16 protein-coding genes are annotated in these 12,607 nt (G+C 71.2%); 10 read left to right on the plus strand and 6 right to left on the minus strand.

Annotated elements, in window-relative coordinates:
* The first annotated feature begins 55 nt into the window (after positions 1 to 55).
* The 8 genes from DVK05_RS02325 to DVK05_RS02360 all read left to right on the plus strand — a co-directional run bounded on the left by DVK05_RS02325 (position 56) and on the right by DVK05_RS02360 (position 4,892).
* Entirely contained in the window at positions 56 to 703 is a 648-nt protein-coding gene (locus DVK05_RS02325) for a halocyanin domain-containing protein (RefSeq protein WP_121561820.1), read from the plus strand.
* Positions 700 to 1,089 (plus strand): hypothetical protein, encoded by a 390-nt coding sequence (locus DVK05_RS02330; protein ID WP_121561821.1) that lies wholly within the window; start codon positions 700 to 702, stop codon positions 1,087 to 1,089. The genes DVK05_RS02325 and DVK05_RS02330 overlap by 4 nt, the downstream gene beginning before the upstream one ends.
* A gap of 7 nt (positions 1,090 to 1,096) precedes the next feature.
* Entirely contained in the window at positions 1,097 to 1,906 is an 810-nt protein-coding gene (locus DVK05_RS02335) for a cytochrome bc complex cytochrome b subunit (protein ID WP_053771625.1), read from the plus strand.
* Between the two features lie 4 nt (positions 1,907 to 1,910).
* On the plus strand, positions 1,911 to 2,699 hold the full coding sequence (locus DVK05_RS02340; protein ID WP_121561822.1) for a cytochrome bc complex cytochrome b subunit: 789 nt from the start codon (positions 1,911 to 1,913) through the stop codon (positions 2,697 to 2,699).
* A gap of 76 nt (positions 2,700 to 2,775) precedes the next feature.
* Entirely contained in the window at positions 2,776 to 3,207 is a 432-nt protein-coding gene (locus tag DVK05_RS02345; RefSeq protein WP_053771623.1) for a hypothetical protein, read from the plus strand.
* A 4-nt stretch (positions 3,208 to 3,211) separates the two neighbouring features.
* Positions 3,212 to 3,496, plus strand: coding sequence for a hypothetical protein (locus DVK05_RS02350; protein ID WP_053771622.1), 285 nt, complete (start codon positions 3,212 to 3,214; stop codon positions 3,494 to 3,496).
* 112 nt (positions 3,497 to 3,608) lie between these two features.
* On the plus strand, positions 3,609 to 4,352 hold the full coding sequence (locus tag DVK05_RS02355; protein WP_121561823.1) for an NAD(+)/NADH kinase: 744 nt from the start codon (positions 3,609 to 3,611) through the stop codon (positions 4,350 to 4,352).
* A 96-nt stretch (positions 4,353 to 4,448) separates the two neighbouring features.
* A complete protein-coding gene (locus tag DVK05_RS02360) occupies positions 4,449 to 4,892 on the plus strand; it encodes a hypothetical protein (RefSeq protein WP_053771620.1) in 444 nt (147 codons plus the stop codon).
* A 40-nt stretch (positions 4,893 to 4,932) separates the two neighbouring features.
* Here DVK05_RS02360 and DVK05_RS02365 read toward each other — a convergent pair whose 3' ends face one another.
* The 5 genes from DVK05_RS02365 to DVK05_RS02385 form a co-directional block, all read right to left on the minus strand.
* Positions 4,933 to 6,255, minus strand: coding sequence for a M28 family peptidase (locus DVK05_RS02365; protein WP_121561824.1), 1,323 nt, complete (start codon positions 6,253 to 6,255; stop codon positions 4,933 to 4,935).
* A 94-nt stretch (positions 6,256 to 6,349) separates the two neighbouring features.
* Positions 6,350 to 7,009, minus strand: a complete 660-nt coding sequence (locus tag DVK05_RS02370) for a DUF420 domain-containing protein (protein WP_121561825.1) — start codon at positions 7,007 to 7,009, stop codon at positions 6,350 to 6,352.
* A gap of 123 nt (positions 7,010 to 7,132) precedes the next feature.
* The gene (locus DVK05_RS02375) at positions 7,133 to 8,185 is read right to left on the minus strand and encodes an NAD(P)-dependent glycerol-1-phosphate dehydrogenase (protein WP_121561826.1); all 1,053 of its coding nucleotides are present in this window, start codon (positions 8,183 to 8,185) and stop codon (positions 7,133 to 7,135) included.
* Between the two features lie 102 nt (positions 8,186 to 8,287).
* Complete coding sequence (locus DVK05_RS02380; protein ID WP_121561827.1) at positions 8,288 to 8,986, minus strand: LysE family translocator; 699 nt, start codon at positions 8,984 to 8,986, stop codon at positions 8,288 to 8,290.
* Between the two features lie 160 nt (positions 8,987 to 9,146).
* Positions 9,147 to 9,950 (minus strand): DUF2103 domain-containing protein, encoded by an 804-nt coding sequence (locus tag DVK05_RS02385; RefSeq protein ID WP_121561828.1) that lies wholly within the window; start codon positions 9,948 to 9,950, stop codon positions 9,147 to 9,149.
* Between the two features lie 130 nt (positions 9,951 to 10,080).
* On the opposite strand from DVK05_RS02385, the gene DVK05_RS02390 reads away from it, so the two are divergent.
* On the plus strand, positions 10,081 to 10,740 hold the full coding sequence (locus DVK05_RS02390) for a hypothetical protein (RefSeq protein ID WP_121561829.1): 660 nt from the start codon (positions 10,081 to 10,083) through the stop codon (positions 10,738 to 10,740).
* The gene (locus tag DVK05_RS02395) at positions 10,737 to 11,372 is read left to right on the plus strand and encodes a hypothetical protein (protein ID WP_121561830.1); all 636 of its coding nucleotides are present in this window, start codon (positions 10,737 to 10,739) and stop codon (positions 11,370 to 11,372) included. The genes DVK05_RS02390 and DVK05_RS02395 overlap by 4 nt, the downstream gene beginning before the upstream one ends.
* Before the next feature lie 27 nt (positions 11,373 to 11,399).
* Here the strand turns inward: DVK05_RS02395 and DVK05_RS02400 are convergent, their stop codons facing one another.
* Positions 11,400 to 12,572 (minus strand): TRC40/GET3/ArsA family transport-energizing ATPase, encoded by a 1,173-nt coding sequence (locus tag DVK05_RS02400; RefSeq protein WP_121561831.1) that lies wholly within the window; start codon positions 12,570 to 12,572, stop codon positions 11,400 to 11,402.
* Between the last annotated feature and the right edge of the window lie 35 nt (positions 12,573 to 12,607).

Below are 12,607 nucleotides of genomic sequence, written 5' to 3' on the forward strand. Positions count from 1 at the left end.
ACGTCGGCGGTTTCAGTCGGAGGGTTTAAGCGGGGCCCGTCCTGAGTGAAACCGTATGAAAAGGCGGGACTTCGTGCGGACGGCCGGCGGCGCGACCGCCGCCGTCGCGGCCTCCGCCGGGGCGACCGGAACGGTGGCTGCACAGGAGGTACAGCCCGACTGGCCGAGCGGCGCGTCGAGCGGCAACGTCGGGTCGTACACCGACGCCCGCGGCCAGGACTCGGTGACCATCTCGGTCGGCGCCGGCAGCAACGGCCTCGCGTTCGACCCGACCCTGGTCTGGGTCGACGAGGGGACGACGATCACCTGGGAGTGGACGGGCGCGGGCGGCGACCACAACGTCCAGACCGTCGACGACGGCGGCCCGGCCAGCCTCGACAGCGGAGACCCCGTCGGCGAGGAGGGGTACACCTACGAGTACGAGACGTCGAGCGAGGACGCCGGCATCACCCATTACCACTGCGTCCCCCACACCGCGGTCGGCATGCACGGCGGCATCGCCGTCGGCGAGGACGTCGCCACCGTCGAGACCGGCGGGGCGAACACCGGGTGGCCGGAGGACATCGCCAAGGTCGGCGTCCCCCTCCACGCCCACTGGGTCGGCATCTCCGCGATGCTCGGCATCGGGATGACGTTCGTGTTCACGTTCTACATGCTCAAGTACGGCGAGTCGGCCCACACCGGCCACGGGGGTGCGAGATGAGCTCCGGCAACTCCTCGTACGGGGACATCCACCGGTACGAGCCGGCCCGCGAGAGCACCGCCGCCGCGATCGCGATCGTCCTCCTCACCGTCATCGAGGTCGTCTTCGTCTCGCTTTTCACCTACGGGCTGATGTCCGCGTGGGCGTCGACGGAGGCGGGGAACATGTACGTCGGCGCGCTCCTGGCCTTCATCTTTATTGATCTCGCGTTCATCCTCCTCCTGTACCGGAAAGAGTTCCTTCCGGACGTGATGATCGTGAAGAAGCGCCGCCGCAAGTGGGAGGACCTGTACGTCCGCGAGGAGGACAAAGACGGCAAGGGAATTGACACCGGCGGGCTCGCGGAGACGCTGAAACGCGCGGTGTACCCGTACTACAAGAAGTGATTCGACAATGAGTCTGAAAAAACAAGACGACATGGACCACAACGCGTGGCTCAAGAGTCAGGACCTCACCGCCATCGAGACGGCGTTCCTGACCACGCTCATCTGGCTGGACAAGCGGCTCCGCATCGTCGACTACCTCGAGCTGCTGGAGACGATGTACTACCGCGCGAACCTCCAGATGCCGAAGAGCCACACGGAACAGTACGACCTCGACAACAAGTTCTGGTACTGGTACCCGCTGTACTCGCTCGGGTCTCTCTCTATCATCGCGTACCTGCTCGCGGCGGTGTCCGGCGCCATGCTCGGATTCTACTACGCGCCGTCGACCGCGGGGGCGGCGGCGCAGGGCGACCCGACCGCCGCGTACGACTCGATGGTGATGATCATGCAGGACGTCCAGTTCGGCTTCATGCTCCGGTCGATCCACCGCTGGGCGGCGCAGTTCATGGTGGCGGCGGTGTTCCTCCACATGCTGCGCGTCTACTTCACCGGCGCGTACAAAGAGCCGCGCGAGGTCAACTGGATCCTCGGCGTCGTGCTCATCGCCCTGACGCTGCTGTTCGGGTTCTCCGGGTACGTCCTCCCGTGGAAGCAGCTGTCCTTCTGGGCGGCGCAGATCGGCGTCGAACTGGCGCTCGCGACCCCCATCGTGGGCGAGTGGGCGGCCCAGCTGCTGTTCGGCGGGTTCACCCTCGGACAGGCGACGCTCGTGAGAATGTACATCCTGCACGTGTTCGTGCTGCCGTTCGTGGTCACCGCGCTCATCGCGATCCACGTCGGCATCGTCTGGGTGCAGGGCATCGCGGAGCCGCACTAATCCAATGACCGACGACACCACCCCCATGACGGACGGAGGCACCGACGACGAGGCGCGGACCGACGGCGGGCCGCCGGCGACGGTCCCGCCGGACGACGAGACGCCCACCTGGTCCGAGCGGAAGGAGCGCAGCCAGGGGCTCGCCCAGCTGACCTACCAGTACTTCGAGCGCTCCCGGCGCGAGGACGAGGACCTGCGCGCGGAGTCGACGTACGTCGAGCGCGACGTGCTCGGCTTCCCGACGTGGCCCCACGAGACGATCCGCAACCTCGCTATCACCTCGTTCTTCCTCGGGATCATCCTGCTCGTGGCCTCGATCCTCCCCTCGCACTTCGGGGACCCGGCGAACCCCGGCTCGACGCCGGCGATCATCCTGCCCGACTGGTATCTCTACTGGTCGTTCGGCCTGCTGAAGCTCAGCCCGATCAACCCCGAGCTCGCCGTGCTGGGCGGGAACATCGTCATGTCCAACGAGCTGTACGGGCTCGTGGCCCACGGCGCCATCTTCGGCGTCATCACGCTCGTCCCCTTCCTCAACAAGGGGAACGCGCGCCGCCCCGTCGAGGAGCCCGGCTGGGCCGCGCTCGGCGTGACCGGGGTCATCCTGGCGATCACGCTGGCGGTGCTGGCCATCCAGAACTTCTTCTCGGTCCCGCTCGAGCTGCTGTTCTCGCTCGTGTTCATGTTGCCCATCGCGGGCGGCGTCATCACCTACGCGGTGCTGAAGACGATGCGCGAGGGGTACATGTACGACCTCAACCGCCGGTACTACATGCTGCGCCCGCCGAAGTAAGCGGCCGAGACCCGCCCGCCCCGACCCCGTGACCGACGCGCGGTCGCGGTCACCGTTCCGCCTTCCCGTGTCACACATGTCATCCTCAACAGACGGCGACGCCTCGCAGGCGTTCGACGAGACCGGCGACCCGATCGCGGCCGACGACGACGCCGACCCGCGCAACGAGCCGACCGGCCCGCGGGACGGACCGAGCGGCCGGGAGGTCGTCGTCCCGTTCCGGCTGTACAAGGCCGTCACCGTCTTCTCGACGCTGGCCGCGGTCGTCACGTACTTCATCGGGTTCACGCTCATCGACGCCGCGACGCTCCAGATCAGCTTCGTCCGGACGACCATCGTCTACCTGCTCGACAACGCGGGGATCCTCCCGCCGGAGGACGTGCTCGTCGCGATCATGGCCATCACCGGCGTGGGCTTCATCGTCCTCGGGACCGCCGTGTACGTGCTCGGGACCCGGTTCCGCGGACAAGGGATGGGAAAGTCTCAAGACGACTCCAGCGAAACGTAAGATAATGGCAGACGAGTTCATGAAGGGCTTCGCCCTGTTCACGATCGGCGGTCTCGGGTGGATCACCTTCGGCGGCTGGTACCGGACGCCGTCGTACTACCAGATCTCGCAGCTCGTGAACCCGGCGGAGGGCGTGAACACGGCGTACGGCGAGATCGGCCTGCTCGCCGGCGACGTGCTGTTCTGGCTGATGATCCTCGGCGCGCTGACGTTCTGGGTCCTCATCCCCGCCAGCCGCCAGCTCCGCGACGCCCTCAACGACGGCGAGGACGACGCGGCCGCGAACTGAACCGGACAGCGCTCGTCTCCGTTTTTCCCTCGTTTCGCTTCCCCGCGAGCGACGCGACGGCCCCCGCCGACGAACCGAGAGCTTTTCACCGCCGCTCGCCCCAGCCTCGCGCATGAGTGAGCCGACGCGCGGCCTCGCGGTTCTCGGCGACGGCGACCCGGCGGCGGCGATCCGATCGGCGGCGACCGCCGCGGGCGCCGGCCTCGTCGACCGCTCCGCGGCGGACGCGGTCGTCGCGGTCGGGGACGCCGCGCTTCGGGAGGCGATGCGCGCGGCGGCGAGCGACGCGCGGCCGGCGCCGATCCTGCCGGTCGGCGGCGGCCGTCACGCCGTCGCCCCCGACCGCGCGACCGAGCGGGTCGCGGCCGTGGTCGACGGACTCGACGACGCTTCGGACGCCGTCGAGGGATTCTCCCGGATCGGGCACCCGCTCTTGGCGGTCGCGGACGCCGGCGACGGCGAGCGCCGGGTCGCGGTCGCGGACGTCGCGTTCGTGACGGCGGCGCCGGCCCGGATCTCCGAGTTCGAGATCGCGCTCGACGACGGGGAGTCGGCGTCGGTGCGCGCGGACGGCGCCGTGGTCGCGACGCCGTTCGGCAGCGACGGGTACGCGGCGGCGGCCGGCGGGCCGGTGGTGTCGCCGGGCGGCGGCCTCGCTGTCGTCCCGGTCTCGCCGTTCACCACGCGACCCGACACCTGGGTCGCGAGCGGCGGCGTCAGGGTCACGGTCGAGCGCGAGGAGGAGCCGGTCGCGCTGGTCGTCGACGGGACGCGGCGCGGGACCGTCGAGCCGCACCGCGCGGTCGCCATCGAGGTCGCGGCGCGGGTCGATCTCCTCGCGCCGACGGCCGAGTGACCGGCGGCCCGTCCCCCGTCCGCGGCGGCGTCACCCGCCCCGCGCCGGCGCGCCGATCGGAAACACTCTAATACGTCGTGAACGGAAGTGGTGGATATGGACCCACTGCAGTTCCTCGTACCCCTCGGCTGGCTGTCGGCCGTCGGGCCGGCGCTGCCGTACGCGATATTCGTGATGACAGTCGCGAACCTCGCGACGCGGCACCTCGCGCACAGGCGGCACGTCGAACAGGGTCAGGACGCCGACAGCGTGGAGGCGTACACGCCCCACGTCTTCACGAACGTCGGGCTCGTCCTCCTGACGTTCCTGTACATCCTCACCGCGCCCGTGCGGGGGACGATCCTGATCGTGCTCGTGCTCGCGATGTTCATCGCCGACCTCTTCGAACTGGAGGCCCGGAACGTCGAGGCCCGCAACGACATGGAGATCGAGGCGCCGAAGAGCTCGATCGCCGCCTCGCTCGTCGTGCTGATCTGGTCGTCGTACTACGCGTTGTTCTTCCTCGTCGAGGGGATCTGGAACCAGTTCGTCGTCGCCTGACGACTCCCCCGACGTCCCGTTTTCCCCCGCTTTCGCCGCCTCAGAACGTCCAGTCGCCGGTGAGCTTCATCCCGGTCGCCTTGCCCTCCGCTTCGAGCGCCGCCGCTATCTCGTCGGTGTCCCGACGCGGGATCGACGCGTCCGCCTCGGCGAGGTCGACGACCAGTTCGGTCAGCAGGATCGCCTGCTCCCGGAGGTTCCGCGACTCCAGCTTGTCGAGCGTGTCCGCGTGGGTGTGGCCCCAGCCGCGGCCGCGTCCCTCTGTCTCGCCGGAGATCATGTACCCCGGAATCCCCCGCTTCACGAACGGCCAGTGGTCGCTGTGGGGGACCAGCTCTCCGCCCGTCGACACCGGGTGATCGAAGCGGTCGCTCACGCGCTCGGCGGCGGCCGCCAGCGCGTCGAAGTCGTGGTGGTCGACGCGGAGCGTCCGCCCGAACACGTTGCTGTCGACGTTGACGACGGCGCGGACCGCGTCCCTGTCGGCCGCCTCGGCGGCCACCGACGATCCGACGAGCCCGACCTCCTCGGCGCCGAACGCGGCGAACCGCACCCGCACGCCGAGCTCGTCCTCGCGCGCCGCGAGCGCCCGGGCGACCTCGACGATCGTCGCCGTGCCCGCGCCGTTGTCCATCGCGCCCTCGGCTAGATCGTGCGCGTCGACGTGCGAGGAGACGATCAGGTGCTCGTCGGTGTCGGGGCCGAGCTCAGCGACCGCGTTCCCGCTCGTCGCGGTCGGCGTCTCGCAGTCGACCGCGACGGCCAGCTCGTCGCCCTCGCTCCGTCGCGCGAGGCGGGCGCCGGTCTCCTTCGAGACGCCGACTGCGGGGATCGCACCGATCGGGTCGTCCGCGGTCCCGACGCTGCCGGTCGGCGGGAGGGTCCCCTCGACGTGGTTGGCGAAGACGAAGGCGGCGGCGCCCGCGTCGACCGCGCGGTAGTACTTCTCGCGGCGGTGGATGAAGCGGTCGACGGAGTCGGGTGTGTCCGACGAGACCATCACGACCTTCCCCTCCAAGTCGGCCTCGAAGTCCTCGGGGACGCCGTGGCCGAGGTCGACGAACTCGCCGGTCGCCTCGCCGCTCGGGCTCCGCGGCAGCGCGATACAGGCGTTCGGGCCGACCGCGACGGGGTCGCCGCTCGCGGCGTCCCGGACCGCGCTGTCGCCGCGCTCCCAGCCCTGTATCTCGAACTCCTCGATCGCGGCGTTCCGCGCGCCGGCGTCGGCGAGCGCGTCGCGGGTCAGCTCGAGCGCCTCGCGCTCGCCCGGGGACCCGGCCATCCGGTCGCCGACGTCGACGAGGTCGGTGAGGTGGTTCCAGCCCGCGTCGCTCGTGAACGTCTCGCCGATCCAGTCGGTCATGGGTAGCGGTGTCGCGGACGCCGCTCAAGCGTTTCGGTGGCGGCGGGGGCGGCCGGAAGCGGGCGGCCGGCCCGCCGGGTCGGCGGGGGAGCGATCAGACCGGGACGGCCGGCAGGAGGGCCGTCGCGGCCTCGGCGGCCGCGAACGTCGAGTCGTACAGGTGGTTCAACAGGAGGTAGGTGACGACGCCGAGGACGAGCGAGAGGATCCACGCGCTCGCCGCGATCCGGCCGACGCGGCGGTGCGGCGTCTCGTTCCGAAGCTCCCGCTCCGTGTGCGTGAGCCCGAGGACGATGGCGTACAGCACGACCGGCACCGAGACCACGGAGAGTATGATGTGGATCGCGAGCATGAGCAGGTACGCCGGGTACACCCAGTTCCACAGCGGGACCCACGCGTACGACGAGTCCAGCACGAACTCCTTGGTCCCGCCGCCGGCGACCTTCGGGAGGTACATCCCGAGGAACAGGAGGATGAGCGCGAACGACGTCGTCATCGCCGCGGCGTGCTTCTTCACCTCGTCGTTGCGGATCCAGTACCACCCGAGCGAGAGGCTGATCACGGCCATCGTGTTGACGACGGCGATGGCGTGCGCGAGGAGGTTCACGGTCTCCTGCGTGAGCGTCGGGAACAGCGCCTGGAACTCGGGGACCAGGAAGACGCCGCCGACCGCGCCGTAGCCGACGACGGTGAGGAGGACGGTGATGGCGGTGGCCCGCTCCTTGGCCCGCTCGCGAACGCTGGCGGTGGACATATCAGGTGTACTCCCGGGAGCGTTATTGGCCTTTCGAGCGCGGCCGCCGTCGCCGGAAGCGGGCGGGGGTCGCGGCCCGCGTCGCGCCGGGACCGATCGACGGCCCGCGGGCCCGAAGCGGGGTCACTCGTCGATGACGCCCGTCGCCGTCGCGACCTCCACCGCGGCCGACTCGTTGATCCCGCCCTGGAGGATCGTGTAGCGGTCGCGGATCTCGTGGGCGCTCGTCAGGGCGGCGATCAGCTCGGCGTCGTCGATCCCCAGCTCATTAGCGGTCGTGGGGGCGTCGAGCTCGGCGAGCGCGTCGCGGATCGCCGCCCACCGCCCGTTCTCGCCGCTGTGGAGGTACTCAGTCATGATCGAGGCGACGCCGACCTGGTGGCCGTGGAGCGCCTTGCCGGGCGCGATGCGGTCCAGCTGGTGGGAGATGAGGTGCTCCGCGCCGGAGGCGGGCCGCGAGGAGCCCGCGATGGACATCGCGACGCCGGAGGAGACGAGCGCCTTCACGACCACCCACGCCGACTCCTCTAGGCCCGGGCGGATCATGTCGGCGTTCTCGACGAGCAGCTCCGCGGTCATCTCCGAGAGCGCGCCCGCGTACTCGCTGTACTCGACGTTGCGGAGGCGGCGGGCGAGCCGCCAGTCCTTCACGGCGGTGTAGTTGGAGATGATGTCGGCGCAGCCGGCGGTGGTGAGCCGCCACGGCGCCTCCGCGAGCAGCGTCGTGTCCGCGACGACGGCGAGCGGCGGGTCGGCCGCGACCGAGTGGCGCGTGTCGCCCTCGGGGATCGAGGAGCGGCCGGAGACGATGCCGTCGTGGGAGGCGACGGTCGGGACGGAGACGAAGCCGACGTCGAGGTGGTCGGCGGCCATCTTCGCGATGTCGATCGGCTTCCCGCCGCCGAGGGCGATCAGGTAGCCGGGGTCGACCGCCTCGGCGGTCGCCTTCAGCTCCTCGACCGCGTCGAAGGAGGCGTCCTCGACGACGGCGGTCGCGGGGTCGTCGAACTGCGCCCGGACGCGGTCGCCGGCGATCTCGTTCGGCGTCGGGCTCGTCACGATCAGCGGCCGCCCCGTCAGGTAGAGCTCGCCGACCGCCTCGCCGAGGTCGTCGATGACGTCGTGTCCCACGAGGACGTTCCGCGGGAGCTTGATCCACGTCGTCTTCTCGAACATATCGGGCGGTCGCGCCGACGCGTCAAAGCCGTTGTCCATGCGCGTCGCGGGCCGCGCGGACGCGACCGGGGCGGCGGGCGCGCGGTCGGGGACAGGCGCGCGCTACGCGCCGAGGGCGGCCAGCGTCGTCGCCGCGTCGTAGAGGAAGTACACGCCGAACCCGGCGAGCACGACGGCGGACAGCACCGCGACGATCGGCGCGAACGTCTCGATCCGGCGCTCGGCAGCGACGAGCCCGGTCGGGAAGCCGACGATCCACGTCAGCACGCCGAGGAAGAACCCGCCGATGAGCGCCGGCGACCCGGTCGCGACCACGAGCGTCCCCGCGAGGTCGCTCCCGACCACCGGGAGCCGCGCGAGCACGTCGAGCTCACCGCGCTGAAGCAGTCCGACGCCGATCGTCAGCCAGAACAGCACCTGGTACGGGTTCGTCAGGGCGAGCACCAGCGCCTTGCGGAACCCCTTCCCATCTGCGACCATCGGCTCCTCCCCGGCGGTCGGCCGGAACGACTCCCGGGCCCCCCGGGCGGCCCCGGCGGCGAAGTACAGCATCAGCACGCCGCCGACCGCGACCATGAGGCCCTGTAACAGCGGGAGCGACTCGACGACCGCGACGACGCCGACGTACGCGAGGACGAAGAAGATCGCGTCGGCGGTCGCCGCGCCGAGCCCGGCCCGGAAGCCGGCGAGGCGGCCGCGGAGGACGGACTCCTCGGCGATCACCGCGTTCATCGGTCCGGGCGGCGCCGCGAGCGCCAGGCCGAAGACGACGCCCGCGCCGAGCGTGACGAGGGTACTCACGTCGCTCGAAACGGCCGATTTCGTGAAAAACCCCGCGAAGAAGGGGCGGACAGCAGCGGACGGCTCCGGCCGTCACGCCCGGGATCGGGACATCGACGGACGGATCCGAACGTCGGTGCGCGCGGCGGACGACCGCCCCCGGCCGGCGGCCCCCCGGCGCCTACGCGTCCTGAAGCTCGGCGTCCCGGAGCGCCTCGTTGAGGTCCTCGCGGACGCGCTCGCCGGTCTCGCGGTCCATCGCCGTGGTGACGATCCGGTTCTCCTGAACGCTGGAGCCGTCCCGGAGGAGCAGTCGGACGTTGCCGTTCGTCCCCGCGCGCGTCGCCTTCGCGCGGAGCCCGGTCCGCGAGCCCGTCCCGCCGGCGTCGATGGGGCCGGGGACGATCTTCTTGACGTGCGGGTGCTCCGCGACGGTCTGGACGGCCTTCCGCCCCTTGCGGTCGCCGATGAGCGTCGAGTGCGAGCCGCCGATCTTCTCCCGCGGCGGCGTCTCGACCACCGCCAGCGACCGGTCGCCCCGGCGGTCGAGCACCCAGCGGACGACCGGGCTCACGTCCGCCTCGCGGTCGTCGTCCGAGGGGTCGCCCGCGGTTTCGGCGCCGTCGTGGGCGCCCTCGCTCGCGCCGCCGTCCGGGACGCGGTAGAACTCGTGGTGGAGCTGCGCGCGCGTCTCGCGGAGCGGCTCGCGCTCCCCGGCGGCGTAGACGGTCTCGGGGCGCTTCCGTCGGATCTCGTCGGCGACGCGGCCCGCGAAGTTCCGCAGTTGGACCTCGCTCAGCCGCTCCCGGTCCTCCGGGCGCGTGGTGACGGTCGTCTCGCCCACGACGTCGTCCTCGTCGAGCAGCGTCAGGCGCGCGCGGTCGGGCTCGAACTCGGCGACGACGGCGTCGGCGTTGGCGGTGTTACAGGTCAGACAGTAGTCCCCGGGCTTCTCTAACGGGGTCCCGCACCGCCGGCAGTTCATACCGATCGGACGGTCGTGTGCGGTAAAAGGCCGTCCGTTCGCCGTGCGACCGGCCCGTCGGGCCGCGGTACGGGACCGCCGCCCGGGTCGGAGCAACAGGTTATAACCCTCGCCGGTCTCCCTACCGGGTATGGACGGAGACCGACGCCGCCGCGGCGACGACGGCGCCGAGCGGGACGGCGGGGAGCCGGAGACCGTCGAGGACCGGCTGGCGCGGCTGGTCCGCGACGGGCGGTTCAACGCGCTCGCGGCGTGGACGATGATCGCGGTCCTGGCGGGGGTGCTCGTCGAGAGCGCGCTCGACTACGACCTCCTCTCGGCGGTCATCGTCGTCGGCCTCGGGGCGGTCGTCCTCGCGCCGACGGTCGCGGCGCGGGACTGGCGGGCGATGCTGCCCGCGGAGCTGGTCGGCCTCGCGCTGCTTCCGGTCCTCGTGCGCGCCGTGTTCGGCGGCGAGCTGGGCACGTTCGCCACCTACGTCGCCATCGCGGCGCTGGCGCTCGTGGTCACCGTCGACCTCCACATGTTCACGTCGCTGCGGGTGACCCACTGGTTCGCGGTCGTCTTCGTCGTGATGGCGACGCTGGCGACGGCGGCGGTGTGGACGGTGCTGCGCTGGAACCTCGACCAGCGCGGCGGGACGGCGTACCTCACGACGAACGACGCGCTGATGATCGAGTGGCTGTACGTCACGCTGGCGGGGCTCGCCGCGGGGCTCCTCTTCGACGGCTACTTCCGCGGCCGCGGGCGCCGCCTCCGTCGCGCCATCCGACGGGTGGTGCGGCGATGAGGCTCCTCCCGCGCCCCTCCATCCGGTCGCAACGTCGCCTCACCGGCGCGATGCAGGTCCTCCTGATCGCCATCGTGGCCTACGGCTTCCTCGCCGGCGAGCAGAAGGCGATAAGCAACGGGATCATCGCCTTCCTCGTCACGCTGGTCCCGGCGACGCTGGAACGCCGGTACGACCTCCCCCTGGACCCGTGGCTTGCCCTGTGGATCACGATGGCGGTGTTCCTCCACACGGTCGGGTCGGCCGGGTTCTACGCCCGCGTCGAGTGGTGGGACCACATGACCCACGCGCTGTCGGCCTCGCTGGTCGCCGCGGTCGGGTACACGACGCTCCGGGCCGTCGACCTCCACAGCGACGGCATCCGCATCCCGCCGCGGTTCGCGTTCGTCTTCATCGTCGTCGTCGTGCTCGCGTTCGGCGTGCTCTGGGAGCTGTTCGAGTTCGGACTCGACATCATCGCGACGGAGACGGGCATCGACATGCCGCTCGCGCAGCACGGGCTCGAGGACACCGTCAAGGACCTCACCTACAACACCATCGGCGCGGTGCTGGTGGGCCTGTTCGGACAGGCGCACCTCACGGGGGTCGCGGAGCTGGTCCGGGACCGGCTCCTCGGGAGCGCGGCCGAGTGAGGTTCTCCGAGAGGCGCCCCGACTCACTCAGTTCAGGCAGGCCGCCACGACCCGCAGCGCGGCCTCGCCTCTGACCTCGTTCGCGAGCAGGGGCACCCGCTTCACCTCGCGGCCGCGGAAGAGGTCGGTGGCCTCGCGGAGCGCGTTCTGCTGGACCTCCCAGCGGCGCGCGCAGAACTCGCAGGTCTCCGGGTTCGGCTCGACCACCCAGTCGGGGTCGATGCCGGCGCCGCCCCCGCCGGTCACGTCGCCGACGCCCTCCATCACCCGGTTGACGACGAGCGTGTCCACCGGAATCTCGAACTCGTCGAGGCGCGCGACCAGCCGCTCGGACTCGACGACGCTCATCTCCTCGGGGATCATCACGACGCGGAAGTCGGTCTTCGCCGGGTCGCGGAGGACGGCCCGCAGGCGCTCGATGCGCTCGCGGAGCTCGTCGAGGTCGGCCGACGGGTCGGGCTCGTCGTCGCCCCCGCCGAACATCCCCTTGAGCCCGTCCATCATCCCGGAGAAGCGCTGGCGGAGCTTCATCACGCGCCCGAGCATCGAGTCCATGATCTCGGGCAGCTGGAGCAGCCGGAGCGTGTGGCCGGTCGGGGCGGTGTCGACGACGACGCGGTCGAAGCGCGGGTCGTCGAGGTACTCTAACAGCTGGCGCATCGCCGCGGCCTCGTCGGCGCCCGGCATCGTCCCGCCGAGCAGGCCGCCGAGCCCCTCGCCGTCGCCGGCTTCGTCGTCCATCTCGCCGGGGCCCATCCCGCCCATCGCGTCGCCCATCTCGCCGAGCCCGCCGAGCGGGTCGGCGTCGGCGCCGAACATCCCCTCCTCCATCGCGGCGTCGGGGTCGATCTCGGCGGCGTACAGCGGCAGGTCCTCGCGGATGCGCGCCGGCTCGGCCGGGATCTCCGTCTCGTAGGTGTCCGACAGCGAGTGCGCGGGGTCGGTGGAGACGACGAGCGTCCGGACGCCGCCCGCGGCCGAGGCGAGCCCCGTCGCGGCCGCCATCGTCGTCTTCCCGACGCCGCCTTTCCCGCCGTACAGAACGTAATCGGGCGCGTCGACGCCCGCCGGGAGGTCGGCGAGGTCGTCGTCGACGGTCAGCGCCTCGTCCGTCTCCGCGGGCTCGACGGCGGCGCCGTCTCCCCCCTCGTCTTCGGGCCCGTCGACTCGGTCGACGGGCTCGACGTCGATGTCGTCCATGTCCCCGTGTCGTTTCGGCGGACACCTGTACCCGT

The sequence above is a fragment of the Halorubrum sp. Atlit-8R genome (assembly GCF_003666025.1).
Lineage (GTDB): Archaea > Halobacteriota > Halobacteria > Halobacteriales > Haloferacaceae > Halorubrum > Halorubrum salinarum.

Bases quoted from the DNA above. Each gene is read 5' to 3' on its own strand.
- DVK05_RS02350 (WP_053771622.1), top strand. From the start codon at position 3,212: ATGGCAGACGAGTTCATGAAGGGCTTCGCCCTGTTCACGATCGGCGGT.
- DVK05_RS02355 (WP_121561823.1), top strand. From the start codon at position 3,609: ATGAGTGAGCCGACGCGCGGCCTCGCGGTTCTCGGCGACGGCGACCCG.
- DVK05_RS02370 (WP_121561825.1), bottom strand. From the start codon at position 7,009: ATGTCCACCGCCAGCGTTCGCGAGCGGGCCAAGGAGCGGGCCACCGCC.
- DVK05_RS02330 (WP_121561821.1), top strand. From the start codon at position 700: ATGAGCTCCGGCAACTCCTCGTACGGGGACATCCACCGGTACGAGCCG.
- DVK05_RS02390 (WP_121561829.1), top strand. From the start codon at position 10,081: ATGGACGGAGACCGACGCCGCCGCGGCGACGACGGCGCCGAGCGGGAC.
- DVK05_RS02365 (WP_121561824.1), bottom strand. From the start codon at position 6,255: ATGACCGACTGGATCGGCGAGACGTTCACGAGCGACGCGGGCTGGAAC.
- DVK05_RS02360 (WP_053771620.1), top strand. From the start codon at position 4,449: ATGGACCCACTGCAGTTCCTCGTACCCCTCGGCTGGCTGTCGGCCGTC.
- DVK05_RS02345 (WP_053771623.1), top strand. From the start codon at position 2,776: ATGTCATCCTCAACAGACGGCGACGCCTCGCAGGCGTTCGACGAGACC.
- DVK05_RS02395 (WP_121561830.1), top strand. From the start codon at position 10,737: ATGAGGCTCCTCCCGCGCCCCTCCATCCGGTCGCAACGTCGCCTCACC.
- DVK05_RS02335 (WP_053771625.1), top strand. From the start codon at position 1,097: ATGAGTCTGAAAAAACAAGACGACATGGACCACAACGCGTGGCTCAAG.
- DVK05_RS02340 (WP_121561822.1), top strand. From the start codon at position 1,911: ATGACCGACGACACCACCCCCATGACGGACGGAGGCACCGACGACGAG.
- DVK05_RS02400 (WP_121561831.1), bottom strand. From the start codon at position 12,572: ATGGACGACATCGACGTCGAGCCCGTCGACCGAGTCGACGGGCCCGAA.
- DVK05_RS02385 (WP_121561828.1), bottom strand. From the start codon at position 9,950: ATGAACTGCCGGCGGTGCGGGACCCCGTTAGAGAAGCCCGGGGACTAC.
- DVK05_RS02375 (WP_121561826.1), bottom strand. From the start codon at position 8,185: ATGTTCGAGAAGACGACGTGGATCAAGCTCCCGCGGAACGTCCTCGTG.
- DVK05_RS02325 (WP_121561820.1), top strand. From the start codon at position 56: ATGAAAAGGCGGGACTTCGTGCGGACGGCCGGCGGCGCGACCGCCGCC.